At 73.2% G+C, this 26,232-nt stretch carries 22 protein-coding genes; 11 read left to right on the top strand and 11 right to left on the bottom strand.

Annotated features, from left to right (window positions below):
• Window positions 1–2: 2 nt before the first annotated feature.
• Together BUE29_RS00830 and BUE29_RS00825 are read left to right on the top strand one after the other, a co-directional pair.
• Window positions 3–989, top strand: a complete 987-nt coding sequence (locus BUE29_RS00830) for a Gfo/Idh/MocA family protein (RefSeq protein ID WP_073384832.1) — start codon at window positions 3–5, stop codon at window positions 987–989.
• Window positions 986–2,572 carry an adenylate/guanylate cyclase domain-containing protein gene (locus BUE29_RS00825; RefSeq protein ID WP_200799972.1) on the top strand — a complete coding sequence of 529 codons (1,587 nt, stop codon included), beginning with the start codon at window positions 986–988 and terminating at the stop codon, window positions 2,570–2,572. The genes BUE29_RS00830 and BUE29_RS00825 overlap by 4 nt, the downstream gene beginning before the upstream one ends.
• 66 nt (window positions 2,573–2,638) lie before the next feature.
• Here the strand turns inward: BUE29_RS00825 and BUE29_RS00820 are convergent, their stop codons facing one another.
• Genes BUE29_RS00820 through BUE29_RS00800 form a run of 5 tightly spaced genes read right to left on the bottom strand, consistent with a single transcriptional unit; the run spans window position 2,639 to window position 7,980 of the window.
• Window positions 2,639–3,472: a DMT family transporter gene (locus tag BUE29_RS00820; RefSeq protein WP_084180579.1), complete on the bottom strand. Its 834-nt coding sequence runs from the start codon at window positions 3,470–3,472 to the stop codon at window positions 2,639–2,641.
• 19 nt (window positions 3,473–3,491) lie between these two features.
• Complete coding sequence (locus tag BUE29_RS00815; protein ID WP_073384830.1) at window positions 3,492–4,763, bottom strand: SAM-dependent methyltransferase; 1,272 nt, start codon at window positions 4,761–4,763, stop codon at window positions 3,492–3,494.
• 34 nt (window positions 4,764–4,797) lie between these two features.
• Window positions 4,798–5,514, bottom strand: coding sequence for an alpha/beta hydrolase (locus BUE29_RS00810; protein WP_200799971.1), 717 nt, complete (start codon window positions 5,512–5,514; stop codon window positions 4,798–4,800).
• Window positions 5,511–7,100 carry an alpha/beta hydrolase gene (locus BUE29_RS00805; RefSeq protein ID WP_073384828.1) on the bottom strand — a complete coding sequence of 530 codons (1,590 nt, stop codon included), beginning with the start codon at window positions 7,098–7,100 and terminating at the stop codon, window positions 5,511–5,513. Before BUE29_RS00805 ends, BUE29_RS00810 begins: the two co-directional genes overlap by 4 nt.
• A gap of 46 nt (window positions 7,101–7,146) precedes the next feature.
• Window positions 7,147–7,980, bottom strand: a complete 834-nt coding sequence (locus BUE29_RS00800; RefSeq protein ID WP_073384826.1) for an Abi-alpha family protein — start codon at window positions 7,978–7,980, stop codon at window positions 7,147–7,149.
• Between the two features lie 194 nt (window positions 7,981–8,174).
• Here BUE29_RS00800 and BUE29_RS00795 point away from each other — a divergent pair, with 194 nt between their 5' ends.
• Window positions 8,175–9,044: a GNAT family N-acetyltransferase gene (locus BUE29_RS00795; protein WP_073384753.1), complete on the top strand. Its 870-nt coding sequence runs from the start codon at window positions 8,175–8,177 to the stop codon at window positions 9,042–9,044.
• Between the two features lie 46 nt (window positions 9,045–9,090).
• The gene (locus BUE29_RS00790; protein ID WP_073384751.1) at window positions 9,091–10,182 is read left to right on the top strand and encodes an ATP-dependent DNA ligase; all 1,092 of its coding nucleotides are present in this window, start codon (window positions 9,091–9,093) and stop codon (window positions 10,180–10,182) included.
• 498 nt (window positions 10,183–10,680) lie between these two features.
• Here BUE29_RS00790 and BUE29_RS00785 read toward each other — a convergent pair whose 3' ends face one another.
• Window positions 10,681–11,322, bottom strand: a complete 642-nt coding sequence (locus tag BUE29_RS00785; RefSeq protein WP_073384749.1) for a hypothetical protein — start codon at window positions 11,320–11,322, stop codon at window positions 10,681–10,683.
• The gene (locus tag BUE29_RS00780) at window positions 11,319–12,080 is read right to left on the bottom strand and encodes a pyrimidine reductase family protein (RefSeq protein WP_073384747.1); all 762 of its coding nucleotides are present in this window, start codon (window positions 12,078–12,080) and stop codon (window positions 11,319–11,321) included. Before BUE29_RS00780 ends, BUE29_RS00785 begins: the two co-directional genes overlap by 4 nt.
• Window positions 12,081–12,177: 97 nt before the next feature.
• On the opposite strand from BUE29_RS00780, the gene BUE29_RS00775 reads away from it, so the two are divergent.
• The 3 genes from BUE29_RS00775 to BUE29_RS00765 are packed head-to-tail and all read left to right on the top strand — an operon-like array spanning window position 12,178 to window position 14,339.
• Window positions 12,178–13,329: an AI-2E family transporter gene (locus BUE29_RS00775; RefSeq protein ID WP_073384745.1), complete on the top strand. Its 1,152-nt coding sequence runs from the start codon at window positions 12,178–12,180 to the stop codon at window positions 13,327–13,329.
• 13 nt (window positions 13,330–13,342) lie between these two features.
• Window positions 13,343–14,107: a hypothetical protein gene (locus tag BUE29_RS00770; protein ID WP_143167912.1), complete on the top strand. Its 765-nt coding sequence runs from the start codon at window positions 13,343–13,345 to the stop codon at window positions 14,105–14,107.
• A gap of 28 nt (window positions 14,108–14,135) precedes the next feature.
• Entirely contained in the window at window positions 14,136–14,339 is a 204-nt protein-coding gene (locus BUE29_RS00765) for a hypothetical protein (protein WP_073384743.1), read from the top strand.
• A gap of 53 nt (window positions 14,340–14,392) precedes the next feature.
• Here the strand turns inward: BUE29_RS00765 and treZ are convergent, their stop codons facing one another.
• On the bottom strand, window positions 14,393–16,105 hold the full coding sequence (gene treZ / locus BUE29_RS00760) for a malto-oligosyltrehalose trehalohydrolase (RefSeq protein ID WP_073384741.1): 1,713 nt from the start codon (window positions 16,103–16,105) through the stop codon (window positions 14,393–14,395).
• A gap of 105 nt (window positions 16,106–16,210) precedes the next feature.
• Here treZ and BUE29_RS00755 point away from each other — a divergent pair, with 105 nt between their 5' ends.
• Complete coding sequence (locus tag BUE29_RS00755) at window positions 16,211–16,651, top strand: SRPBCC family protein (RefSeq protein ID WP_234971297.1); 441 nt, start codon at window positions 16,211–16,213, stop codon at window positions 16,649–16,651.
• Window positions 16,648–17,496 carry a PPK2 family polyphosphate kinase gene (locus BUE29_RS00750; protein ID WP_073384737.1) on the top strand — a complete coding sequence of 283 codons (849 nt, stop codon included), beginning with the start codon at window positions 16,648–16,650 and terminating at the stop codon, window positions 17,494–17,496. The genes BUE29_RS00755 and BUE29_RS00750 overlap by 4 nt, the downstream gene beginning before the upstream one ends.
• A 49-nt stretch (window positions 17,497–17,545) precedes the next feature.
• Here the strand turns inward: BUE29_RS00750 and treY are convergent, their stop codons facing one another.
• Window positions 17,546–19,843 (bottom strand): malto-oligosyltrehalose synthase, encoded by a 2,298-nt coding sequence (treY, locus tag BUE29_RS00745; protein ID WP_073384735.1) that lies wholly within the window; start codon window positions 19,841–19,843, stop codon window positions 17,546–17,548.
• On the bottom strand, window positions 19,840–21,999 hold the full coding sequence (glgX, locus tag BUE29_RS00740) for a glycogen debranching protein GlgX (protein WP_073384733.1): 2,160 nt from the start codon (window positions 21,997–21,999) through the stop codon (window positions 19,840–19,842). Before glgX ends, treY begins: the two co-directional genes overlap by 4 nt.
• 138 nt (window positions 22,000–22,137) lie before the next feature.
• Here glgX and uvrB point away from each other — a divergent pair, with 138 nt between their 5' ends.
• Window positions 22,138–24,351, top strand: a complete 2,214-nt coding sequence (gene uvrB / locus BUE29_RS00735; RefSeq protein ID WP_073384731.1) for an excinuclease ABC subunit UvrB — start codon at window positions 22,138–22,140, stop codon at window positions 24,349–24,351.
• Between the two features lie 99 nt (window positions 24,352–24,450).
• Window positions 24,451–25,329, top strand: a complete 879-nt coding sequence (locus BUE29_RS00730) for a GNAT family N-acetyltransferase (protein ID WP_159440810.1) — start codon at window positions 24,451–24,453, stop codon at window positions 25,327–25,329.
• A 111-nt stretch (window positions 25,330–25,440) separates the two neighbouring features.
• Here the strand turns inward: BUE29_RS00730 and BUE29_RS00725 are convergent, their stop codons facing one another.
• The gene (locus BUE29_RS00725; protein WP_073384727.1) at window positions 25,441–26,199 is read right to left on the bottom strand and encodes an IclR family transcriptional regulator; all 759 of its coding nucleotides are present in this window, start codon (window positions 26,197–26,199) and stop codon (window positions 25,441–25,443) included.
• Window positions 26,200–26,232 lie beyond the last annotated feature (33 nt).

The following is a 26,232-nucleotide window of genomic DNA, read 5'->3' as shown; positions in this document are numbered from 1 at the left end:
CCATGACCGCACCCATCCGCTGGGGCCTGCTCGCCACCGGCGGCATCGCCCACACCTTCGCCCGCGACCTGCGTCTGCTGCCCGACTGCGAGCTGGTCGCGGTCGGCTCGCGCACGCAGGCATCGGCCGACGAGTTCGCCGACGAGTTCGGCGTGGCCAACCGGCACGGCTCCTACGAGGCACTGGTGGCCGACCCGGACGTCGACGTCGTCTACGTCTCGCCACCGCATCCGTTCCACCGGGACGCGACGCTGCTCGCGATCGAGGCGGGCAAGGCCGTGCTGTGCGAGAAGCCGTTCGCGATGGACCGCGCCGAGTCCGACGAGATGATCGCCGCGGCCCGCGCGGCGGGGGTGTTCCTCATGGAGGCGATGTGGACGCGCTTCCTGCCCCACGTGACCCGGCTCCGCGAGATCCTGGCCGCCGGCACGCTCGGCGACGTCGTCTACGTCACCGCCGAGCACGGCCAGTGGTTCCCCCGCGACCCCCACCACCGGCTGTTCGCCCCCGAGCTCGGCGGGGGAGCGCTGCTCGACCTCGGCATCTACCCGGTGTCATTCGCCCAGCTCGTGCTCGGTGCGCCGTCGGACGTCACCGCGGTGTCGACGCCCGCGTTCACCGGCGTCGACGCCACCACCTCGATGGTGTTGCGCTATCCGTCCGGCGCCCATGCGGTGCTGACCACCTCGCTCGCGGCGAAGTCGGACAACCCCGCGGTGATCCACGGCTCCGAGGCGCGGCTTGAAGTCGACGGCTGGTTCTACACGCCGACGTCGATGCGGGTGGTGTCGCGCGACGAGGAGGTGCTCGAGGTCTTCGAGACGCCCCCGGGCGGCCGCGGGATGGAGCACCAGGCCGCGGAGGTCAACCGCTGCCTGCGGGCCGGACTCACCGAGAGTCCGCTGCTGCCGCTGGACGAGACGTCGGCGATCATGGGCGTGCTCGACGAGGTGCGGCGGCAGATCGGGCTCGACTACACCGCGCTGTGAGCGGACGGCTGCAGTCGGTCCGCGAGGTGCTCGCGGGCGAGAGCCGCGAGCACACGCTGAGCGAGAACGCCGACACGTCCCGCCGGCTGATCCTGGCCGCCATCGTCGTCGGCAACGTCATCGGCGCTGCGGTCGTGGTCGTGCTGCTCGGCCTCATCCTGCCCTTGCCGCCCGAGGCACGGCGTGAGCACTCCTTCGGCGGCATCGGCGGCGCCGCGACCGTCGCCGCCGCCGGGTACGTGGTCGTCGCGCTCGCCGTGGGCTCGGTCGTCGGGCTGCGACTCGCGCGGCCGGTGATCGACTTCTACCGCGCCGGACGTCCCGCCACCGAGACCGACCGGCGCGCGGTGCTGCGGCTGCCGCTGGTGCTGCTCGAGCTGCAGGGCGTGCTGTGGGGTGTCGCGGTGCTGGTGTTCGGGAGCGCGGCGCTGACGACCTCGGCGCTCTACGGCTTCGAGGTGGCGATCACGACCGCGCTCGGCGGGATCCCCACGGCGTGCCTGGCCTACCAGTCGGTGCAGCGCCTGCTGCGCGGCGGGATCTCCGCCGTGCTCGTCGACGCGCCGCCGCGCACCCGGGAGGTGCCCGGCGTGCGGCCGCGCGGCCTCTTCGCGTGGGCCCTCGGCGTCGTGCCGCTCGGCGGCGTGCTCGCGCTCGCCGGCTTCTCCACCGTCACCGACATGACGCGCGGCGAGCTGGCGCGCGCCGCGGCGGTGCTGTGCGGCGTCGCCATCGCGGTCGGCCTGCTCGCCGTGATGGCCTTCGCCCGCTCGGTGGCCGATCCGCTGCAGCGGCTGCGGGACGCGTTCGAGCAGGTCGAGGCCGGCGACCTCGACGTGCAGGTGCCGGTGTTCGACGCGACCGAGGTCGGCTACGCCGCGGCGGGGTTCAACCGGATGGCCGCCGGGCTGCGCGAACGCGAACGGTTGCGCGACCTGTTCGGCCGGCAGGTCGGCGAGGACGTCGCCCGGCAGGCGCTGGAACAGGGGGTGACCCTCGGCGGCGAGGAACGCCGCGCCGCGGCGCTGTTCGTCGACGTCATCGGCTCGACCGGCTTCGCCACCGACCGGCCGCCGGGCGAGGTCGTGGAGGCGCTGAACCGGTTCTTCGACGCGGTGGTCGCCGCGACCCAGGAACACGGCGGTCTGGTCAACAAGTTCATCGGCGACGCGGCCCTGTGCGTCTTCGGCGCGCCGCTGACGCAGGACGATCCGGCCGGTGCCGCCCTCGCCGCCGCGCGGGACATGCGGGCCCGGCTGCGCGGCGGCGAGCTGGACGCCGGGATCGGCGTCGCGGTCGGCACCGTGGTGGCCGGCAACGTCGGCAACGCCGAGCGCTACGAGTACACGGTGATCGGCGACCCGGTGAACCAGGCCGCGCGGATCACCGAGCTCGCGAAGCAGCGCGAGGGGCGCGTCCTCGCCTCCGGCGATGCCCTCGCGGCGGCCGGGGGCGAGGAGGCGGCCCGCTGGACGGCCGTCGGGGACGTGACGCTGCGCGGGCGCGACAAGCCGACCGACCTCGTGGCGCCGGTCGCCGAGCAGCACGGCGACCCGACCGTCCCGCCGGCCCCCACCCGGTGATCGGGAGGACGTCGTGGTCGCCGGGGCGACCGCTCCGTCCTCTCGATCACCGGACGGGGTGGGGCGTCAGACGGTGACGAGCACGACGGCGCCCGCGGCGAGGGCCAGGCCGCCGCGCTGCACCGGAGTGGTGCGCTCGTGCAGCAGCCAGACGGCCAGCACGACGGTCGTCGCCGGGTACAGCGCCGTCAGCACGCTCGCCAGCGACAGCAGCCCGTCGCGCGCGGCGAGCAGGAAGAACATGTTGGCCAGCGCGTCGCACGCCCCGGCCAGCGCGACGATGCCGAGCGTCCGGCCGCGCACGGGACCGAAGGCGCCCCGGGCCCGCGCGACGGGCAGGATCAGCAGCGCCGAGGCCACCCGCGACACCACCAGCGGCCAGAGCCCCGAGTCGTCGCCGGCGCGGGCGAGCAGCACGAAGTACAGGCCGAAGCCGAGGCCGGAGAGCACCGCGAGCAGCAGGACGCCCGGCCCGACGCGCCCGTGCGGGTGGTCGTCGCCGGTGCGTGAGACCAGGACGACGGCCAGCAGCCCGAGCACGATGCCGAACCACGCCGTGACGTGGGGCCGCTCGCCGGTGACGACACCGACCACCACCGGCACGATGGCGGCGAGGACGGCCGTCACCGGTGACACCACGTTGATGGGGGCGATCGTCATCAACGAGTAGAGGACGACGACGCCCACCAGGCCCGCGACGCCGCCGAGCGCCCCGAACAGCAGCACCCGGCCGTCGAGCGCGCCGGGGATCAGCGGCAGCATCGCTGCCATCAGCACCGCGCCGACGGGGTAGCTCCACAGCAGCACGGTCACGGCGGTCACGCGCCGGGCCCCCATGCCGCCGGCGAAGTCGCCGATCCCGTAGAGCGCCGCGGCCAGCAGGCCGAGGACGACCGTCACCGGCGGTCCTGCCGGCAGCTCACTGCTTGGTCAGCGTGAACTGCTGCACGTCCAGGTAGCCGGTGCGAAAGCCCGCCTCGGAGTACGCGAGGTACAGCGACCACATCCGCCGGAACGTCTCGTCGAACCCGATCGCGGCGACGGCCTGCGCGTGGGCCTCGAAGGTCGTCCGCCAGCGGTGCAGGGTCTCGGCGTAGTGGCGGCCGAAGCTGAACCGTTCCGAGACCCGCAGCGACGTGTGCTGCGCGAGCGTCCGCTCGATGGCCTCGACCGAGGCGAGCTGCCCGCCCGGGAAGATGTACTTGCGGATCCAGGTGTAGGTGTCCTTCGTGGCGAGCACGACGTAGTCGTCCTGCAGGATTGCCTGCAGCCCGACCCGTCCGCCCGGCGCCAGGACGCGGTCGATGGTCTCGAAGTACGTGTTCCAGTGGTTCGCGCCGACGGCCTCGATCATCTCGACGCTGACGATCGCGTCGAAGCGGCCCTCGACCTCGCGGTAGTCCTGTAGCCGGATCTCGACCCGGTCGGCGACGCCGGCGGCGTCCACGCGCTGCTGCGCGAGCTCGGCCTGCTCGGTCGAGATCGTGAGCGTGGTGACGTGGGCGCCCCGCCCGGCGGCGCGCAGGGCGAGCTCGCCCCAGCCGGTGCCGATCTCGAGCACCCGGGTGCCCTCGCCCACTGCGGCCGCGTCGAGCAACCGGTCGATCTTGCGCTGCTGGGCGGTGGTGAGGTCTTCCCCGCTCGCGGTGGGCTCGCCGTCGAAGAGGGCCGACGAGTAGGTCAGCGACGGGTCGAGGAACGTCGTGAACAGGTCGTTGGACAGGTCGTAGTGCTGGTGGATGTTGGCGCGGGCGCCCTCGACGGTGTTGTCGTGATGCCGCGGCTGCACGCTCAGCACCGCGTTGCGCAGCTTGTGCAGCGCCGGCGGGATCATGTCGCGCATGTTGGCCGCGAAGGCCGAGAGCACGCCGGGCAGGTCGTCGGTCGTCCAGTCGCCGGCCATGTAGGCCTCGCCGAAGCCGATCGTCCCGGTGGCACCGAGACGCTGGAAGAACGCGTCGGGACGCACGAGGCGCAGCACCGGGTCGGTGCCGGTGCCGGCGCCGCTCCACCGCTCGCGCGGGTCGACCACGCGGAGCGGAAGCCGGGCGACGGCTCGTCGGAACAGTCGTCTCGCGATCGCGGCGCGGATCGGCGAACGGGGGACCGTGGCGATGTCGGGCCAGCGCGCCGGGTCGATACTGCCGTTCGTGCCGGCCGCGGTGCCGCGTCCGCTCTCGGTGACCGTCATCTCTCTCCTTCACAGCCCACGCACGGGGACGTCGTCAGCCTACGACCGGTCGTTCCCCGGCCAGTGCCCTCGACAGGATGTTCGCGGTCCGCGCGCCGACGGTTCGCTCGGGCGACGCGTCACACAGTGCGGCCAGCGTGAATCCGGTGGCCAGCTCGTGCCAGAGGGCGGGGCGGCGCAGCATGGGGTGCCCGTCGCCCTGCACCGACACGTACCCGACGGACTCGGCGACCCCGGCCAGCTGCTGCGCGTACTGCAGCGAGGCGGGCGCGGACGTCATCCGGTCGGCGTCGCCGTGGACGAGCAGGACGCCGCGGCCGGCGAGCTGACGCGACGGATCGCCCGGCTCGATCCACGGCGCGAGGCCGACGACGCTGCGCACGCCCTCGTGGCCGCCGGCGTAGACCGCCGTCCGGCCGCCCATCGAGTGCCCGACGATGCCGACGGGCAGGCCGGGATACGTCTCACCGAGCCGGTCGAGCGCCCACTCGGCGTCGGCGACCGGCGAACGCTCGGTGCCGTTCCAGCCGCGGACGCGGAAGCGCAGCCGGGCGACGACGAGGCCGTGGGCCCGTCCCGCGTGGGCGAGCGAGCGCGCGAAGGGACGCATCCGCAGCACCGCGAGCTGGCGGGCCCGCACCGGGGCGACGCTGCGCGACCGGCCGCCGTGCAGGACGAGGGCCACCGCCCGCGCCTCGCGGGGTCTCGCGTCGTAGCCCAGGGCCGGCTCGTCGCCCGACGACGGGGTCACCGCGGGCACGTCGTCCCGGTGGCGGGCAGCGTGCCCGACACCAGGTAGGCGTTGACGCGGGTGTCGACGCAGCTGCTGCCCTGCAGGTAGGAGGTGTGCCCCTCGCCGTCCCAGCTGAGCAACCGCGCGTTGCCCATGGTCTTCGTCAGCACCTTGGCGCCGCGGTAGGGCGTCGCGGGGTCGTGCAGGTTGCCGACGACGAGGACGGTCCTCGCGGTCGCCGCCTTCGGTGCCGGGGGAGGCGTGCGGTGCGGCTGCCACTGCTGGCAGGTGAACAGCGACGGCGCCGACCAGAGTCCGAAGATGGGGAACCGCTCCTTCCACGACCGCGCGGTCGCGCGGATCGTCGCGTCGCTCGGGCCGGGCCTCGCGTCGTTGCAGCTGATGGTGTTGTTGGCGTCGGAGATATTCGTGTACTGCCCGTCGTTGCGTTCGTTGTACCGGTCGGCGAGCGCGAGGATCTCGCGCGAGTCGCCGGCGAGCGCCGTCCGCAGCGCGCTGCCGAGCGTCGGCCACAACGACTGCGAGTACAGCGCCTGCAGCACGCCGGTGTAGACCAGCGAGCTCGTCGCCCGCCGCGTCTCGCCGGCGGCCGAGCTGGGGATGCCGTCGGGGTCGGCCTTGCGGGCGAGGTTGTAGACCGCCTCGCGCGGGTCGCCGAGCCGCGAACACGGGGACGTCGTGCGGCAGTAGGCCGCGAACTGGTCGAACGAGTCCTCGAAGCCCTGCAGCTGGTTGGCGAAGGAGGTGATGTCGTCGGCGAGCGGGTCGACCGCGCCGTCGAGGACGAGGGCGCGCACCTTGCTCGGATACAACCGGGCGTACTGCGCCCCGAGCTCGGTGCCGTAGGAGAAGCCGAGGTAGTTCATCGAGCCGTCGCCCACGGCCTGCCGGACGAGGTCCATGTCCCGGGCCGTCTGGACGGTGTCGTAGTCGGCCAGCGCCGCGCCGTACTTGCGCGAACACGCGGCGGCCACGCGCTTCGCGATCGTGCGGGCGGCCGCGAAGCCCTTGCCGGTCAGGACGTTCGGGGAGGCCGCGTTGACGTCGTCCTTCTGCTTGTCGGTCAGGCAGGTGATGGGTGACGAGAGGCCCACCCCGCGCGGGTCGAAGCCGACGAGGTCGAAGTGGGACAGGACGGCGTCGCGCAGCTGCGCGGCCAGCGACACGGCGAGCTCGACCCCGGACGCGCCGGGGCCGCCCGGGTTGACCAGCAGGCTGCGTCTGCTCGACGTCGACCCGGCGCTGTCGTGCACCCGCACGAGTTGCAGCGAGATCGTGCGACCGGTCGGGTCGGCGTGGTCGAGCGGCACCTGGATGCGGGCACAGTCGAACGACAGCCGCTTGGCCCGTCCGGCCGGGAACGGCAGCGCCTTGAGGTTGAAGGCGCTGGCGCAGTCGTGGAACGTCGCCCGCGTCGCGGGTGCGGACGGCCGGGCAGCGGTCGAGCCGCTCGGCCGGCCGCTGCCGGCCGTCGGCGTGGCGGAGTCCGAACCCTTGCCGGCCGTGGTGGACGTGCAGGCGGCGGCGAGCAGGGTCAGCAGGACGCTCGCGGCCGCGAGGCGGCGGGCTCGGGCGGGGCGCACGACCCGACGCTACTGAATGCGGTGACGGGATGCCCGGCGCGTGGCGTCAGCCGCGCCGGTGGGGCGAGCACGCGGCCCAGAACTCGGAGCCGAGCTCGGACAGGCCCACGCTCTTGCGCTCGATGCGGACCGAGCCCAGCCGGCCGCGCTCGATGCGCGCCTGCGCGTCGCGGACCCGTTTGTCGCTGTCGAGGGCGCGGAACTGCCGGTCCAGCTCGTCGGTGGGGCGGCCGAACTGCAGCAGTCCGTACCCGTCGAGGCGGGTCAGGTAGGTGGCGACGTTGTCCGGCAGCGACACCGCGGCCGCGGCGCCGACGGTCGACACGTTGGCGGCGACCGTCCGGCTCGACGCGCGCCCCTTGGCCACGACGTCCACCACCGCGAACGTGCGTCCGGTGCCGAGCACCGCGAGGATGCGCGCCTCGTCCGGGACGAGCTGGCTGACGATCGTGCCGAAGAGGTAGTCGCGACTCTGCGCGCCGCTGGCCTCGGAGGAGCGGTCGAGCAGCTCGGTCATGGCCGAGCGGAGCGGGGCGGGGTCGTCGGCGCCCTGGGCCGCCAGGCGCGCCGCCCGCAGCTCCTCGCGGTTCGGCCGGGCGGGCGGCGGCGGGGCGTCGAGCAGGCGCAGCAGCTCGCCGCGGGCGGTGTCGCGCACCCGCCTGCCCTGCTGCTCCACGAGCGCGACCCCGGGCAGCTGGCGGGCCGCGCGCCAGCCGGAGCGCCCGAGCAGTCGACCGACGCGGGCAGCGGTGACGAGCGCGCCGCCCGCCGTCGCGGCCACCGCGGCGGCCCGCGGTGCGGCGACGGCGACGACGGCGTCGGGGCGTGAGGGCCCGGGATGCGGCCGGGGACGTGGCGCGTCGGCGCCGCCTGCGGCCATGGCTTCCCCCGGGACGTCGGATGCTGCGATTGCGTGGGCGCACGTTCGTCGCAACACGGCCGGCCGCGACGCGACGAGGATAGAGCCGTCGCCGCGACCCCGCCTGCCCACCCCGCCGGGTCGCGCCGCCGGACGGGTCCCGGCGTGCCCGAAATCGGGGTGCGCTCAGGCGGGCAGTGGTGTGTGCTGCCGGAGTGACGATCGAGCTGCGAACGCCGGACGTCCACGGGCTCGCCGCCGTCGTGGCCGCGCTGGGGGACTGGCAGCACGACGCCGCGCCGCTGCAGCTGCACCCCGGCGACCTGGGGTGGTCCTGGCGTGCCGGGGCCGGGGCGACGGCGGCGGCGGTGCGGACGTGGAGCCAGGACGGACGGCTGCTCGCGATCGGCCTGCTGGACGGTCCCGGCGTCGTGCGCCTGACCGTCGCTCCCGACGTGTGGCGCGACGAGGAGCTGGCCGGTCGGGTCGTGGCCGACGTCGCCGACCCGCAACGGGGTGTGCTGCCGACGGGTGAGGTGTCCGTCGAGGCGCCGACCGGCAGTCGCGTGCACGACCTGCTGCGCGGCGAGGTCGGCTGGCGTGAGGGCGAGCGGTGGACGCCGCTGCGCCGCGACCTCACCGAACCGGTGCCGCGACCGGCGCTGGGGGTCGAGGTGGTCGGGCCGGGGGAGGTGGCCGCGTTCACCGCCGTCCATCGTTCGGCGTGGGACAGCGCGCGGTTCACCGAGGAGACCTGGCACGCGATGGCGGCCGGCCCGGCGTTCGCCGACGCGCGATGTCTGCTCGGGCGCGACGAGCACGGCGTCGCGGTCGCGGGCGTGACCGTGTGGTCGGCCGGGCCGGGACGGCCGGGGTTGATCGAGCCGATGGGCGTTCACGCCGAGCACCGCGGGCGCGGTCACGGCACGGCGATCTGCGTCGCCGCGGCGGCCGCGCTCGCCGAGCTGGGGGCCGCCAGCGCCCTCGTCTGCACCCCGACGTCCCTCGTGTCGGCCGTCGCGACCTACGAGGCGGCCGGTTTCCGGCGCCTGCCCGAGCGGTTCGACCGGACCCGCGACGTCTGACCTCGTCGTGCCGGGACCCGGTGCGCCGCGATGCCACACTGGGCCGATGAAGCTGCCCGTCATGCCGCCGGTCGCCCCGATGCTGGCCAAGTCGGTGCCGACGATCCCGCCGGGCGCGTCCTACGAGCCGAAGTGGGACGGCTTCCGGTCGCTGATCTTCCGAGACGGCGACGACGTCGAGTTCGGCAGCCGCAACGAGAAGCCGATGACCCGGTACTTCCCGGAGCTCGTCGAGGCGGTCCGCGCCGAGCTGCCGCCGCGGTGCGTGCTCGACGGCGAGATCGTCGTCGCGACCGACGCCGGACTGGACTTCGAGGCACTGCAGCAGCGCGTCCACCCCGCGGTGTCGCGGGTGACGATGCTGTCGGAGAAGACGCCGGCGTCCTTCATCGCCTTCGACCTGCTCGCGCTCGACGACGAGGACTACACCGGCCGCCCGTTCGCCGAGCGCCGCGCCGCCCTGGCGAACGCGCTGGCCGGCGCCCGCGCGCCGATCCACCTCACGCCGACCACGACCGACCTGGCGGTCGCCGAGCGCTGGTTCGTCGAGCTCGAGGGCGCGCACCTCGACGGCGTGATCGCCAAGCCGCTGGACGGCACCTACCAGCCGGACAAGCGCGTCATGTTCAAGATCAAGCACGTCCGCACCGCTGACTGCGTGCTGGCCGGGTTCCGCTGGCACAAGACGTCGACCGAGGCCGCGCCGCTCGTCGGGTCGTTGCTGCTCGGGCTGTACCACGACGACGGCCGGTTGCAGCACGTCGGCGTCGTCGGCGCGTTCACCGCGAAGCGTCGCGCGGAACTCGTCGAGGAGCTGGCGCCGCTGCTGCTCGGCGAGGGTGACGATCATCCGTGGCAGGAGTGGGCGAGCGCCGAGGCCCACCAGGGGCAGCGGCTGCCCGGCAACGTCAGCCGCTGGAACGCGACGAAGGACCTCTCGTTCGTGCCGCTGCGACCCGAGCGGGTGCTCGAGGTCAAGTACGAGCACATGGAGGGCACGCGCTTCCGTCATCTGGCGCACTTCGTCCGGTGGCGCGACGACCGCACCCCCGAGTCCTGCACCTACGAGCAGCTGGAGCAGCCGCTCACCTACGCCCTCGACGACATCGTGCCCGGGCTGGGTGCCAAGGCCGGCTGACCGACGGGTCCGGGACGGACTGGTTTTCGGGGAGGAGTCCGTCGCAGGACGTGCCACGAACGACTGGCGACGGTGGTCGGACACGGCCGACCACAGCAACGCGACCTGCTCGGCCTCGTCCCGCGACGCCCACGTCCTGGCGCCGGCCTGGTCGTCGCGCCAGGGCTGTTGCAGGTGGTCGGCCACGGCCGGGCTGTAGATCGGCCTGACCCGGAAGTTGGTGAGGTGGCTGCGCGCCAAGACCATGCGAACGAGGCCACCCGCCCGGCCACGGTGACGCCCGACCACGAAGACGTCCTCGCCGCCGTCCCCCCACTGCGGGGGAAGCACCCAGACCTTCGTGCCGGCCGAGAAGTGTCGTGTGCCGGCGGTCCCTGCCGCGGGCATCGACCCACCTCCCGGAGCCGGGGCGGCGCCGACGTTCGCCACGACGCACCAACCGAACAGGCGTGACTCGTCCACCCGGACATCGTCTCGCGGTCGGCCCGCGCGCCCGCGTCACGCCGCGTGGAGGATGACCTCGCTGCCGAGCGGGACGAAACCGACGGCGAGGAACGCGCGCAGCGAACGGGCGTTGCCGGGGGCCACCGCGGCGAAGACCGGTTCGCCGGCCGGGACGAGTCGCAGCGCCTCGACGACCAGGTCGCGTCCGGTCCCGGCCGTCGTGGCGGTGACGTCGGCCAGCTCGACGGAGATCTCGGTGCGGTCGGCCAGGCCCCGCGCCACGGTGACCACCCCGCGGGCGTCGCCGTGCACGCGGACGTCGGTGCGGATCGTCCGGGCGTGGCGGACGCGGTGGTGGTCGTCGTAGTCGCGGGTACGCGGCAGGGTGCCGTCGCCGAGGCCGCGATGGGCGAGCACGGCATCGAGGACGCCGATGCTCGGGGGCGGCGCCGCGCCGCGGGCCAGGCTCGCGGCCAGCCGGAGCAGCACCGCCGGGTCGTGGACGCTGCCCCAACCGTCGACCGGCAGACCGTCGAGCCGTGCGGCCGCGTCGTCGGCGCACACCACCGCGTGCCCGGTGAAGGCCACCGCGGCGGCGATCCCGGGCCGCGGCGCCGGCAGGAAGGTGACGCCGCCGTCGGCGGGCGGGAAGCGTCCCTCGGCCGCCGCCAGCAGCAGCGCGAGCAGCTCGCTCACGTCGAGGGACCGACCCGGCCGACGCGGTAGCGGCAGAACAGCGCGCCGTCCTCCTCGAGCAGTCCGGTGAGGACGAGGGGACGGGGGTCGTCCCAGCCGGCTCCGGCGACGATCCGGCCCGGCCCGGGCCCGGCGAGCAGCGGCGAGAGAGTCAGGCACAGCTCGTCGGCGACGCCCGCGGCGGCGAGCCCGGCGAGCACGGACGGCCCGCCTTCGGAGAGGATCCGCGTCAGCCCGCGCTCCACGAGCGCGCGCCGCGCCAGGGCGGGCTCGACCGCGTCGTCCCCGCAGTCCACGACGTCGGCGACCGCGGCGAGGGCGCGCCGCCGGTCGGGGTCGGCGGCCGCGCAGGTCAGCACGAGCGTCCGGGCGGCCGGATCGGCGCCGGCGAAGAGCGCGGCGTCCGATTCGAGGCGCAGCGACGAGCTCAGCACCGCGATCGGCATCGTCTCGCGCAGCCCGTGCTCCCGGCGCACCGCGCGGCGCCGCGCCGAGAACGCCACGGCGCGGTAACCCTCCGCGTGCGCCGTCCCCGACCCGACGAGCACGACGTCGGCGAGATCGCGCAGGGCCGCGAAAACCCGGTTGTCGCCCGGCGTCTGCAGCCCCTTCGACACCCCGCCCGCGGCCGACGCGCCGTCGACCGAGCTCACGAAGTTGACCCGCACGCCGCCACGGTCGAGCCAGTCGCGCGCGTACCAGGCGTGGAGGTCGACGTCGTCAGCGATCTCGGGAAGCAGGGCGCGCACGCGCGCCATCCCATCACGGCCCGCGAGTCGGGCGCCCGCCGCCGCCCACGTCCGTAGGGTGTGATCGACAGGACACCGGACGACGTGGGCGGCGGGAGGAGCAGCGGTGGGCGCAACGGGCGACGCGGAGCGGTCACCCGCCGACGCCGCCGAGCCGCCGGCCGACGACGTGTCCGACGCCCCGCCGGACATCGACCGCGCGGTCGTCTCGACGCCCCCCGGGCCACCGCTACGGCGCGATTCGCCGTTCTACCGCGGCTTCTTCCTGACCGTCGGCGCGCTCGCCGCGCTGGTCCTCGCCCTCGCCGTGCGCGAGACGGCCGCGGTCCTCACCCTCGTGCTCATCGCGGGGTTCCTCGCCGTCGCGCTCGAACCCGTGGTGGGTTTCGTCGGACGGCGCGGGGTCGGTCGCCCCTGGGCGGTGCTGCTGATCGGCATCGGGCTCGTGGTGGTGCTGGGCGGCGTCGGCTACGTCCTGGGCACGGCGCTGCGCGACCAGGTGAGCTCGCTGATCGACAACGCCCCGACGCTGCTCGACGACCTGCGGCGCAACCGCACCATCCGCCACCTCGACGACCGGTTCGGCTTCGTCTCGACCCTGGAGAAGAAGACCACCGACCCCGAGCTCGGCAAGCGGGTCGTCGGCGGGCTGTTCGGGGCGGGCCTCGGCGTGGTCAACGCGCTGGTGAGCACCGTCGTGGTGTTCGTCCTCATGCTCTACTTCCTCGCCGCGCGCCCGCAGATCACCCGCGCGCTGTACTCGCTGGCCCCGGCGAGCCGCCGCGAACGCGTCGGCGCGCTCGGGGACGAGATCCTGCACCGTGTCGGGCGCTACGCCATCGGCGCGGTCGTGGTCGCGTTGATCGCCGGCACGGTCACCGCGATCTTCTCCGTGGCCGCGGGCTTCGGCGAGTACGCGCTGCCGCTCGCGGTGCTCGTGGCCCTGCTCGACCTCGTCCCGCTCGTCGGCGCGATCCTGGGCGCGGCGTCGGTCTGCCTCGTCGGGTTGGCGACGTCGACCACGACGTTCATCGTCTGCGTGCTGTTCTACCTGGTCTACGAGGTCATCGAGGGGTACGTCATCTACCCCCGGGTGATGCGCTCGTCGGTCGACGTTCCCGAGTACGTCACGATCATGGCCGTGCTCCTCGGCGGGGCGGTGGGCGGCATCGTCGGCGCGCTGCTCGCCCTGCCCGTCGCCGCGGCCTTGCTGCTGCTGGTGCGCGAGGTATGGGTACGACGCCAGGACACCGCCTAGCGCGGACCGACGAGTGGCGGGAGCCCACCGGGTGGCGAAGAAGCAGAAGATGTCGACGCGGCTGCTGTCGCGGGTGCCGGTGCCGGCCCGTGTGGAGCGGGCACTGGACGACGCCCTGGACAAGGGGCTCGCGGTGCAGCGCCCCGTCGTCCAGCGTTACCTCGCTCGGGTGCGGAGCAAGAACCCCGAGCTGAGCCCGGCCGAGACCATCTCGTTGCTGGAGCGGCGCTACCGCGCCGCGGTCGTCGGCATCGGGGGCGCGTCCGGCGCGGCCGCGGCCGTCCCGGGGATCGGGACCGCCGCCGGCCTGGCGACGGGCGCGGCCGAGATCACCGGGTTCTTCTCCGCGACCGCGATGTACGTGCTCGCGCTCGCGGAGCTGCACTCCGTGCCGATCGGCGACCCCGAGGTGCGCCGCGCGCTGGTGATCGGCGTGCTGGTGGGCGAGGGTGCCGAACGCGTGATCGCCGGCACCGCCACCGACTCGGGCCACTGGGCACAGATGATCGGCCGGGCGACCGCGAAGGACACCGGCGAGAAGGCCGGCGTGCTGCAGAGCCGGCTGCTGCGGATGCTCGTCACCCGGGCCGGGGCGCGGCAGGGCGCACTGGTGCTCGGCCGCGCGCTGCCGCTGGGCATCGGTGCGGGCGTCGGTGCGGTGGGCAACGCCGCCCTGGCGCGCGGTGTCGTGGCCTCGGCCCGCCGCGCGTTCGGCCCCGCCCCGGCGACCTTCCCCGGACTCGTCATCGACGCCGATCCGCCGGGTAGGAAGAACTGACCGGTTCGCCCTATCGCAGGAGGTTCGTGTGTTCGTGGTCGTGCTGACCGACGAAGGACAGCAGGTCGTCACCCCCCGGGCCGTCGGCCCGTTCGACGACTACGACAGCGCACAGCAGTCGGCCAACGCGCTGCGCCAGCAGTGGGAGATGGAGGCCGGCGACGCGCCGACCGCCAGCGTCGTGCACGTGGAGCCGCCCATCACCGGCGTGGTCGTCGGCGAGATGCAGTAGCCGATCGTGGACTCCTCTGCTCGGACGTCCGAGCAGAGGAGTCCACGATCGAGTCAGGTGCGCAGGACGGCCGCGGTCTCCGGGCCCAGCACCACGTGATCGGCCTCGGGACGCGCTGGGCCGGTGGCGAGCACCAACTGCTTCGCCGCCACCGGAACGGCCTGCTCGGTGGCGGCGAGGTTGACCGCCACCCGGAACGCGCCCCGATGCACGACGAGCCACTGCGCGTCCTCGTCGTAGTCCAGCGACACGGCACGCAGGTCGCCGTCACGCAGGTCGGCCTCGTCGGCCCGCAACCGGATGAGCGAGCGGTAGAGGTCGAGCACGGCCGCGTGGTCGTCGCCGTCGACCTCCGCCCAGTCCAGCACGGCCTCGCGGTACGCGGCGGGGTCCTGCGGGTCGATCATCTGCGAGACGTCCCAGCCGTGCCCGGCGAACTCGGCGACCCGACCCTCTCCGGTGAGTCTCGCGAGCTCGGGCTCGGGATGCGAGGTGAAGAACGGCCAGCGCGTCGACGCCGCCCACTCCTCGCCCATCCACAACATGGGCGTGAACGGCGAGGTCAGCAGCAGCACCGCGCCGATGCGGACGCGTCCGGGCGATGCGATCTCGGGCAGCCGGTCGCCGACGGCCCGGTTGCCCACCTGGTCGTGGTTCTGCAGGCAGACGACGAACTGCCAGCCGCGCACGGTGTCGCGGTCGACGGGCGCGCCGTGGTCGTGGCCGCGGAAGGTCGAGTACGTCCCGTCGTGCAGGAAAGCGCGGGTGAAGACCTTCTCGAGCACCGGCAGCGAGCCGAAGTCGCAGTAGTAGCCCTGTGTCTCGCCGCTGAGCAGCGAGTGCAGCGCGTGGTGGACGTCGTCGTCCCACTGCGCGGCGATGCCACGCCCGCCCTGCTCGCGCGGGGTGATCATGATCGGGTCGTTGAGGTCGGACTCGGCGATGAGCGTGAGCGGCCGGCCGAGCTCGGCGGCGAGGTCGTCGACCTCGCCGGAGAGCTGCGCGAGGATGTGGATGGGGGAGGAGTCCTGCAGGGCGTGCACGGCGTCGAGGCGCAGCGCGTCGAGGTGGAAGTCGCGCAGCCACATCAGGGCGTTGTCGACGATGAAGCGCCGGACGGCGGGCTCCTCGACGTTCACGAGGTCGCCCCAGGTGTTGCGACCCGGCTTGAGGTACGGCCCGAACTTGGGCAGGTAGTTCCCCGAGGGCCCGAGGTGGTTGTAGACCACGTCGAGCACGACGGCCAGGCCGTGACCGTGCGCGGCGTCCACGAATCGCTTGAAGCCGTCGGGTCCGCCGAGCGGCTCGTGCACCGCGTACCAGCCGACGCCGTCGTACCCCCAGTTCCAGATGCCGTTGACAGCGTTGATCGGCAGCACCTCGACGTGCGTCACGCCGAGTCGCGCCAGGTGTTCGAGCCGCTCGATCGCCGCGTCGAAGGTGGCGCCCGGGGTGAACGTCCCGATGTGCAGCTCGTAGACGACGGCCGCGGTGAGGTCACGTCCCACCCACTCCGCGTCGCGCCAGTCGTAGGCGTCCTGGTCGTACATCCGACTCGGACCGTGCACCCCCTCGGGCTGCCGGCGCGACGCCGGATCGGGGATCACGGTCTCGTCGTCGTCGAGCAGGAAGCCGTAGTCGGTGCCGGGAGCGAGATCGGGGCCGGTCCACCAGCCGTCGTCGGCGGCCTGCAGGTCGGCGTCCTGCCCGTCGGCGCGGACACGGATGCGGGAGACGGACGGGGCCCAGACGCGGAGTGCACTCACACGCACACCCTGCCCGGGGATCGACCGCGCGCTAACGGCGGTGTGGCACACCCATGACCGCGAGAACGCGTCACGCCGGCCGCGAAGATGGGCAGGATCGGTCCCGTGGCCATCGTGACCGTCGGCGCCAAGGGGCGCGTGCTGCCCGACGAGGTGTGGGACCGCTACCGCGACATCTCGCGCTGGCCGGAGTGGGCCCCGCAGATATCGCGGGTCGACGCCACCGACGACCACGTGGCCTTCGGCGTCACCGGCACGGTGGTCGGGCCGTTCGGTGTCTCGGTCGACTTCGTGATCGAGACGGTCGACGAGCAGGCACGACGGTGGACGTGGACGGTGCGCCGATGGCCGGTGACGATCCGGTTGGAGCACGCGGTCACCAAGCGCGGCGGGGGATCGGCGACGTCGCTGCGGCTGGACGGCCCACTGCCGGTGGTGGTCGCGTACGCGCCGCTGGCCCGGCTGGCGCTGCAGCGGCTGGTGTCGAAGGACCCGCCGGTGCAGTACGTCCCGGATCGCGACGCCGACGGTAACCTGCGCGAATGACGACGGCGCCCACCGGGACATCCATGCGAGACGCGTTGCGGGTGCCGGCCGGCCCGGTGGTCCTCGCCGGCTTCGACTCCTCGGCCCGTCCGCTCGCGCCGACGAAGCGCAACCGCGACCTCGCCAACGACACCGCGCGCATGCGCGACCTGCAGGCCAAGCTGTGGGCCGAGTCGACGGCCGGCGGCACCCGCAGCGTGCTGCTGGTGATGCAGGGCATCGACACCGCGGGCAAGGGTGGCGTCACCAAGCATGTCGTCGGCACCTTCGGCCCGATCGGGGTGCAGTACACCGGGTTCAAGGCACCGACCAAGCAGGAGCTGCGCCACGACTTCCTCTGGCGGATCCGTAAGCGGCTCCCAGGGCCCGGCGTGGTCGGTGTCTTCGACCGTTCGCACTACGAGGACGTGCTCATCGTCCGCGTCCACGACCTCGTGCCCGAGGCCGAGTGGGAGGCGCGCTACGACGCGATCAACGAGTTCGAGAAGGAGCTCGTCGACAACGGCACCACCGTGCTCAAGTGTTTCCTCGACATCAGCTTCGAGACGCAGCGGGACCGGCTGCTGGCGCGCCTCGACGATCCCGAGAAGCACTGGAAGTTCAACGAGGCCGACCTCGACGAGCGGGCGCGCTGGAGCGACTACGAGGTCGCGTTCGAGGCCATGCTCGAACGCACGAACACCGACCACGCGCCCTGGTACGTCGTGCCGAGCGATCACAAGAAGTACCGCAACTGGGCGATCGGTGAGCTGCTGCACGAGACGCTCGAGGATCTCGCGCCCGAGTGGCCCCGGCCCGCGCTCGACGTCCCCGCCCTGCGCGCGCGCCTCGCCCCGCCGCACTGAGCGGATCGCCGCCGCGGTGGCGCGAGCGCGCCGCGCCCGACGCGTCGGGTCAGCGGGCGAGCAACGCCACCGGGTAGGTGCCGAGCAGGTCGGCCACCGCGACCCGGCCCTCGTGCTCGTTGCCGGTGAAGACGTCGTTCCCACGCCCGCCGACGTCGAGGGTCGTGTCGCGCCAACCGCCGTCGCGCTCGAGGGCGACCGGCAGCCGGGTGGCGACCACGAGCACCCCGCCGCGGTCGTAGGCGACGACGTGATCGGCGGCCGGTCCGTCGGCCCGCAGCGGCGTGTAGCCGGTGAACGCCTCGGGGCGCTCCCGCCGCAGCCGCAGTGTCCGCGACACCACCCAGAGCTTCGCCGCGCCCGAGGCGTCGATCGCCGGGGGTCGGGACCCGTCGGTGTCCAGCCGCTCGAGCAGCGCGCGCCGTGCGTCGTAGTCGACGGGGCGGCGGTTGTCGGGGTCGACGAGCGAGTCCTCCCACAGCTCCGTGCCCTGGTAGACGTCGGGCACGCCCGGCATCGTCAGTTGCACCAGCTTCTGCGTCAGCGCGTTGGACCAGCCGTACGGCGTGATGTGCTCGACGAACGCGTTCAGCGCGGTGTGGACGGCGGGGTCGTCGTACGCGGCGTCGACCGCGGCGTGCACCGTCGCCTCGAAGCGCTCGTCCGGCTTCGTCCAGGTGGTGGAGGTCGCCGCCTCGCGCATCGCCTTCTCGGCGTAGGCGTGCAGCCGTTCCCGCTCGATCAGGCCGACGCCGGCGAAGGTCTGCCACAGCAGGTACGCGAACGCGGTGTCGGGCACCGGCGCGGCCGCGAGCAGGCCGCGCACCAACGCCGTCCACTCGTGGGGCAGCTCGGCGAGCACGGCGAGCCGGGCGCGGACGTCCTCGCCGCGTTTGGTGTCGTGCGTCGAGAGGGTGGTCATGGCGCGCGGTGCGACGCGCAGCCGCCGCTGCTGCGCGGCGTGGAACGCGTCGAGGCCGAGGCCGAAGTGGGCGGGGTCGCCGCCGACCTCGTTGAGGGCGACGAAGCGGGTGTAACGGTAGAAGGCGGTGTCCTCGACGCCCTTGGCCATCACCGCGCCCGAGGTCTGCTGGAACCGGACGGCGAGCTCGTCGGCGGGGTCGCGCAGCCGCGGCAGCAGCAGTTCGAGGGTATCGGTGAGGTCCGGGCGCGCGGCGCGCGACTGCGTCACCGCCGCGTCCAGGTCGGCCTCGCCACCGGGCAGGTAGGACCGGTAGACGGCGAAGGACACCGCGAGCTCGGCCAGCGCCTCGTCGGCCCGGGGCACGTCGGGGACGAGGCGGGTCAGTCGGTTGATCTCGGCGCGCAGGATCGTGGAGACGATCTCGTGCTTGCCGGCGCGGATGTGGGCCGGAGCGTCGAGCTCGTCGGCGGTGAGGTCGCGATAGAGCTCGTCGAAGGCGGGCTCGGCGGCCGGGTCGACGAGGACGCCGGTGGCCTCGGCCAGCGCGTCGTAGCCGGTCGTCCCGTCCACCGGCCAGTCGGCCGGCAGCTCCTCGCCGTGTTCGAGGATCTTCTCCACCAGCAGCCAGGCGTCCGGCCCGGCGAGCTCGCGCAGTCGTTCGGCGTAGCGGCGCGGGTCGGCGAGGCCGTCGGGGTGGTCGACCCGCAGCCCGGTGATGCCGTCCTCGACCCAGCGGCCGATCTGCTCGTGCGTGGCGTCGAAGATCGCGTCGTCCTCGACGCGCAGCCCGGCCAGCGTGGTGACGGCGAAGAAGCGCCGGTAGTTCTGGTCGGTGTCGGCGCGGCGCCAGTTGACGAGCTCGTAGTGCTGGCGGTCGTGGACCTCGGCCGCGCTGCCGTCGCCGGTGCCGGGGGCGATCGGGAAGCGGTTGTCGAAGTAGCGGAGCTCGGCGTCGTCACCCGCGCCGACGACCTCGAGCTGGGAGGCGTCGAAGTCGTCGCCGAGCACCGGGAGCAGCAGCCGGCCGTGCGCCCATTCGATGTCGAACCACGGGGCGTGCTCGGCGTCGCGGCCGTGCTTCAGGACGTCCCACCACGCCGCGTTCTGGGTGGGGTCGGCGACGCCGGCGTGGTTGGGGACGATGTCGACGAGGACGCCGAGGCTGCGGGAGCGGGCGTCGGCCAGGACGCGTGTCCAGCCGTCCGGACCGCCGCGCTGGGGGTCGACGGTGTCCCATGCGACGACGTCGTAGCCGTGGTCGGACCCGCGCGAGGACGGCAGGATCGGCGAGAGGTAGACGACGCCCACGCCGAGGGCGTCGAGGTAGTCGCAGACCGCGGCGGCCGCGTGCAGGTCGAAACCCGGCGTGATCTGCAGCCGGTAGGTGGCCGACGGCAGCGAGCCACCCGTCGCGCTCGTCATGCGCTCACCTGCTGCAGCACGACGATCGAGCGGGGCTCCATGGCGTGCGAGCGGCCCGCCTCGACCACCAGTTCGTCGTTGCCGGCGGTGTCGGGGTTCGTGTCGAGGACGACCTGCCACGCGGTGCCGTACTCGTCGGCCGGCAGCGTGAACTCGACCGGCTCCCAGTGGTTGTTGAACAGCAGCAGGAACGAGTCGTCGACGAGCCGTTCGCCGCGGGCGTCCCGCTCGGCGATGCCGTTGCCGTTGAGGAAGACACCGATGCTGCCGACGCCGCTCTCCCAGTCCTCCTCGGTCATCTCGCCGCCGTCCGGGCTGAACCAGCCGATGTCGGGGACGCCGCCGCGCCGGCGGGTGGGCCGGCCGTCGAAGAAGCGCCGCCGACGGAACAGCGGGTGCTCGCGCCGGAGCTCCGAGACCCGCCGGGCGAAGGCCAGCAGGTCGACGTCGATCGCGTCCCAGTCGATCCAGGTCAGCTCGTTGTCCTGGCAGTAGCCGTTGTTGTTGCCCTGCTGGGTGCGGCCCAGCTCGTCGCCGTGACACAGCATCGGCACGCCCTGGCTGAGGAACATCGTGGTGATGAAGTTGCGCTGCTGGCGTGCGCGCAGCGCGAGGACGGCGTCGTCGTCGGTGTCGCCCTCGACGCCGCAGTTCCACGAGCGGTTGTGGCTCTCGCCGTCGTTGTTGTCGTCCTGGTTGGCCTCGTTGTGCTTGTCGTTGTAGGACACGAGGTCGCGCAGCGTGAAGCCGTCGTGCGCGGTGACGAAGTTGATGCTCGCCACCGGCCAGCGTCCCGACGAGGCGTAGAGGTCGGCCGAGCCGGTGATGCGCGCCGCGAACTCGCCGACGGTGCCCTGCTCGCCACGCCAGAAGTCACGCACCGTGTCGCGGTACTTGCCGTTCCACTCGGTCCACTGGGGCGGGAAGTTGCCGACCTGGTAGCCGCCGGGGCCGACGTCCCACGGCTCGGCGATGAGCTTGACCTGGCTGACGACCGGGTCCTGCTGCACGAGCTCGAAGAAGGCCGACAGCCGGTCGACGTCGTAGAACTCGCGGGCGAGGGTGGAGGCGAGGTCGAAGCGGAACCCGTCGACGTGCATCTCGAGCACCCAGTAACGCAGCGAGTCCATGATCAGCTGCAGCGAGTGCGGGTGCCGGACGTTGAGGGTGTTCCCGGTGCCGGTGTAGTCCATGTAGAACTTGCCGTCGTCGTCGACCAGCCGGTAGTACGCCTGGTTGTCGATGCCGCGGAAGCTGAGCGTCGGGCCGAGGTGGTTGCCCTCGGCGGTGTGGTTGTAGACGACGTCGAGGATGACCTCGATGCCCGCCTCGTGCAGCGTCCGCACCATGGTCTTGAACTCCTGCACCTGGCCGCCGGGCGAGGTGGAGGACGAGTACTTGTGGTCGGGGGCGAAGAACCCGATCGTGTTGTAGCCCCAGTAGTTCGCCAGCCCCTTGTCGATCAGGGTCGAGTCGTTCGCGAAGTGGTGCACCGGCATCAGCTCGATCGCCGTGACGCCGAGCTGGGACAGGTGCTCGACCATCACCGGGTGCGCGATGCCGGCGTACGTCCCCCGCAGCTCGTCGGGGATGTCCGGGTGGCTCTGCGTCATGCCCTTGACGTGCGCCTCGTAGATCACGCTGTCGGCGTACGAGCGCTTCGGCGCGCGGTCGGTGCCCCAGTCGAAGTAGGGGTTGATCACGACGCACTTGGGCAGGTGGGCGGCCGAGTCGTCGTCGTTATGGGAGTCCTCGTCGCCCCAGTGGTAGCCGAACAGCGACTCGTCCCAGTCGATGGAGCCGTCGATGGCCTTGGCGTAGGGGTCGAGCAGCAGCTTGTTGGGGTTGCAGCGCAGGCCGTGCGCGGGGTCGTTCGGGCCGTGGACGCGGTAGGCGTAGCGCTGGCCGGGCTCGACCCCGGGCAGGAAGGCGTGCCAGACGTAGCCGTCGACCTCGTGCAGCTGCACCTTCGTCTCGGTGCCGTCGGCGTCGAACAGGCAGAGCTCCACCTTCTCGGCGACCTCGCTGAACAGGGCGAAGTTGGTGCCGGACCCGTCGTAGGTCGCGCCGAGGGGATAGGCGCTGCCGGGCCAGATCTGCACGTGTACTCCTGGGGAGCCGAAGGGGCGTTGTAAGGGTTTACGGGACCGCGGCATCCAGACTGGCAGATGCCCGATCCGCGTCTACATACCCACCGGCGAGACCGGCAAACGTGTGTTCGGTCGCCGCGTGACCCGTCGTGTCGTACCCCTCTCGTACCGTGGAGGCATGAGCGGGGCGAAGCGAGGACGGGCATGAGGGTCAAGACCGACATCGTCCCCACCACGGGCAAGTTCGAGGTGGTGTCGGAGTTCGAGCCGTCCGGCGACCAGCCGGCGGCCATCGAGGCCATCGACCGCAAGCTCACGGCGGGCGACCAGAACGTCGTGCTCCTCGGCGCGACCGGCACCGGCAAGTCGGCGACCACGGCCTGGGTCATCGAGCGGCAGCAGCGGCCCACGTTGGTCATGGCCCCGAACAAGACGCTCGCCGCGCAGCTGGCCAACGAGCTGCGCGAGATGCTGCCCAACAACGCGGTCGAGTACTTCGTCAGCTACTACGACTACTACCAGCCCGAGGCCTACGTCCCGCAGACCGACACCTACATCGAGAAGGACAGCTCGGTCAACGACGAGGTCGAGCGGCTGCGCCACTCGGCCACCATGTCGCTGCTCACCCGTCGCGACGTCGTCGTGGTGGCCACCGTGTCCTGCATCTACGGCCTCGGCACCCCGCAGGAGTACGTCGACCGGTCGGTACGGCTGCGCGTGGGGCAGGAGATCGAGCGCGAGACGATCCTGCGCCGGCTCGTCGAGGTGCAGTACACCCGCAACGACCTGTCCTTCACCCGGGGCACGTTCCGCGTCCGGGGCGACACGGTCGAGATCTTCCCGGTCTACGAGGAGCTCGCCGTCCGCGCCGAGATGTTCGGCGACGAGATCGAGCGGCTCTACTACCTGCACCCGCTCACCGGCGAGGTCGTCCGCGAGGTCGACGAGGTCTTCGTCTTCCCGGCCACGCACTACGCCGCAGGCCCCGAGCGCATGGAACGCGCCATCCGCGGCATCGAGAAGGAGCTCGAGGAGCGGCTCGCCGAGCTCGAGGGTCAGAACAAGCTGCTCGAGGCGCAGCGGCTGCGCATGCGCACCAGCTACGACATCGAGATGATGCGCCAGGTCGGGTTCTGCTCGGGCATCGAGAACTACTCGATGCACATCGACGGTCGCACCCGGGGCAGCGCCGGCAACTGCCTGCTCGACTACTTCCCCGAGGACTTCCTGCTCGTCGTCGACGAGTCGCACGTGACGGTGCCGCAGACCGGCGGCATGTACGAGGGCGACATGTCGCGCAAGCGCATGCTCGTCGACCACGGGTTCCGGCTGCCGTCGGCGATGGACAACCGGCCGTTGAAGTTCGAGGAGTTCACCGAGCGCATCGGGCAGACGGTCTACCTGTCCGCGACCCCGGGCGACTACGAGCTGAACCTGGCGCAGGGCGAGTTCGTCGAGCAGGTCATCCGTCCCACCGGGCTCGTCGACCCCGAGATCGTGGTCAAGGGCACGAAGGGGCAGATCGACGACCTGGTCCACGAGATCCGCCTGCGCACCGAGCGCAACGAGCGCGTGCTCGTCACCACGCTGACCAAGAAGATGGCCGAGGACCTCACCGACTACCTGCTCGAGCAGGGCATCCGGGTGCGTTACCTGCACTCCGAGGTCGACACGCTGCGCCGCGTCGAGCTGCTGCGCGAGCTGCGCATGGGCGAGTACGACGTCCTCGTCGGCATCAACCTGCTGCGCGAGGGGCTCGACCTGCCCGAGGTCTCGCTCGTCTCCATCCTCGACGCCGACAAGGAGGGGTTCCTGCGCTCGGGCCGCTCGCTGATCCAGACCATCGGCCGCGCGGCCCGCAACGTGTCGGGTCAGGTGCACATGTACGCCGACACCATCACCCCGTCGATGGCGCAGGCCATCGAGGAGACGAGCCGTCGGCGCGAGAAGCAGATCGCCTACAACACCGAGCACGGCATCGACCCCACCCCGTTGCGCAAGCGCATCGGCGACATCACCGACCTGCTGGCCCGCGAGGCCGCCGACACCGAGGAGCTGCTGTCGCTGCCCGTCGGCGGTTCGGGCCGCGCGCAGTCCCGCGGCAAGCCGGGCTCGCGACCGCAGAAGTCGCCCGCGCCCGGCAAGAACGGGCGTGGCGTCGGCGGGCAGGCCGGCAGCGCCGCCCGCGCCGGTGACGGCCGCTCCGGTGGCGTCGTCGGGGTGGGCGCGAACGCGCAGGGCGGTCTCGACGTCGCGGAGCTGCCGCGGGCCGAGCTCGCCGACCTCATCCAGCAGCTCAACGATCAGATGCTCGGCGCCGCCCGCGACCTCCAGTTCGAGGTCGCGGCGCGGCTGCGCGACGAGATCGGCGAGCTGAAGAAGGAGCTCCGCGGCATGGACGCGGCGGGGGTGGGTTGACGTGGCCACCGAGCAGCGGGTGGCCGACGTCGACGGCGAGCACGGGATGGTCCTGCTCGACCCCGAGGGCATCGAGTTCTGCGTGCGGTGAACCGTGCCGTGAACGAGGTCGCACCCGGAGCGGGATGGCATGACGCCCTCCACCGCGCGCCCACCGGGCTGCCCGCCGGGGCAGGCCAGCACGTGCTCGCCGGCGTGCCCGTCGGCGTCGTGGTCACCGACACCGATCCGACGTCGCTGCCGGCCCAGTGGTCCGCCGACCGGGAGGTCGCGCTGGCGCCGGCCGGCGAGCTCGCCCCCGACCGGTTGCACCAGGTGCTGCCCGCCTTCGTCGAGCTCGCGGCGTCGCTCGCCGACCGACCCACCGCGGCCGTGCTGAGCCTGCCCAGCCGCGACGTCGACAGCGCGCGGGTGGCCCGCGGGGCCGGGTTCGCGCCCACGTCGGTGCTGGCCGTCGCGGACCTGCGCGCGGCCGCCGACCCGCCGGCCGGTGCCGTGGCCTCGACGGTGCGTGACGCCGCCCCCGACGACATCGCCGCGGTCGCCGCGCTGTGGTGCGAGCAGGCCGACTACGAGGCCCGGGTCGGCACGCTCCGGGTCTCGGCGGCGATCCGGACGGCGATCGACGCGGCGGCCGAGGCCGCGATCCTCGGGGCGGACACCGTCCTGCTCGCCGCCGACACCGACGGCACCGCGGTCGGTGTCGTGATCGCCGCGCCCCCGAGCGAGTCGGGCTGGGCCGGCACGCGGCTCGTGCTGGCGCCCGTCAGCTACCTGACCTCAGCCGCGACGGCGGCGGGCGTCCGCGGCCGCGGGCACGGTGGTGCGCTCGTGCGCGAGCTGCACCGGCGCCACCGGCACGCCGGCGTCGTCGCCAGCGTGCTGCACTACAGCGCGTACAACCCGCTGTCGGTGCCGTTCTGGTCGCGGCAGGGCTACCGGCCGCTGGTCACGAGCTACGCGCGCACCGTCCGGTGACCTCGATCGCCCGCGGGCCGGCCGCGCGTTCGTCGGTGCGGGTGACGCGCCGGCCCGGGTGTGCTCCGCAACGCCGCGTCCGCGGCACCGGAACCGCTGCGCTCCCAGCGCTCAGGCCGTCCCGCCGATCCGACGCGTGAGCAGCCGGGCGGTGCGGGCGACCCGCTCTGCCACGCCCTCGCGCTGTGCCGCGGGCAGCCGGGACTCGAAGGTGACGGCGACGCCGGCGACCGGGTGGCCGGCGTGGTCGAGCACCGCGGCCGCCACCGAGGCGAAGCCGACCGTGACCTCGCCGTCCTCGATCGCGTAGCCACGGCGGCGGACGTCCACCAGCAGCGCGCGCAGCGCCGACATCGAGCGCGGCCCGACCCCGGTGCGCAGGACGAACGCAGCCGGGTCGGGGAAGAGCGCGCGTAGCTGGGCGGCGGGCAGGCCGGCGAGCACGGCGCGGCCGCTGGCGGTCAGCTGCGCCGGCAGCCGGACGCCGACGTCGGTGACCAGCGGCGGTCGTCCCGGAGCACGTTCCTCGATCACGTACAGCACCTCGCGGCCGTGCGCGACGGCGAGGTGAGCCGAGTGCCGGGTGCGGTCGGCCAGCTCGGCCAGCGGTACCCGCGCGACGCGCGCCAACGGTGCCTGCCGGCCGTAACCCTGGCCAAGCTCGTAGGCCGCCACACCCAGCGCGTAGCGGCGTTCCTCGGGCAGGTGCGTCACGAAGCCGTGGTCGACCAGCGTGCTGAGCAGGTGATAGACGGTCGAGCGGGGCAGGTCGAGGTCGCGGACGAGGGATGCGGCGGGGACCGGGCCGGCCTGCCGGCCGAGGTAGCCGAGGATCTCGAGGGTCTGCCGGGCGGCGGGAACGCTGGCCACGATGCCGAGACTAGCGCCTTGTCTGGGATATCA

Source organism: Jatrophihabitans endophyticus (assembly GCF_900129455.1).
Taxonomy (GTDB): Bacteria; Actinomycetota; Actinomycetes; order Mycobacteriales; family Jatrophihabitantaceae; genus Jatrophihabitans; species Jatrophihabitans endophyticus.
This window is presented reverse-complemented; position numbering and strand designations above follow the sequence as displayed.

Coding starts and splice junctions, on each gene's coding strand:
- BUE29_RS00780 (WP_073384747.1), bottom strand. CDS start 12,080: ATGGCGCGCGTGCGCGCCCTGCTTCCCGAGATCGCTGACGACGTCGAC.
- BUE29_RS00815 (WP_073384830.1), bottom strand. CDS start 4,763: ATGACGGTCACCGAGAGCGGACGCGGCACCGCGGCCGGCACGAACGGC.
- treY (WP_073384735.1), bottom strand. CDS start 19,843: ATGACGAGCGCGACGGGTGGCTCGCTGCCGTCGGCCACCTACCGGCTG.
- uvrB (WP_073384731.1), top strand. CDS start 22,138: ATGAGGGTCAAGACCGACATCGTCCCCACCACGGGCAAGTTCGAGGTG.
- BUE29_RS00830 (WP_073384832.1), top strand. CDS start 3: ATGACCGCACCCATCCGCTGGGGCCTGCTCGCCACCGGCGGCATCGCC.
- glgX (WP_073384733.1), bottom strand. CDS start 21,999: ATGCCGCGGTCCCGTAAACCCTTACAACGCCCCTTCGGCTCCCCAGGA.
- BUE29_RS00750 (WP_073384737.1), top strand. CDS start 16,648: ATGACGACGGCGCCCACCGGGACATCCATGCGAGACGCGTTGCGGGTG.
- BUE29_RS00800 (WP_073384826.1), bottom strand. CDS start 7,980: ATGGCCGCAGGCGGCGCCGACGCGCCACGTCCCCGGCCGCATCCCGGG.
- BUE29_RS00790 (WP_073384751.1), top strand. CDS start 9,091: ATGAAGCTGCCCGTCATGCCGCCGGTCGCCCCGATGCTGGCCAAGTCG.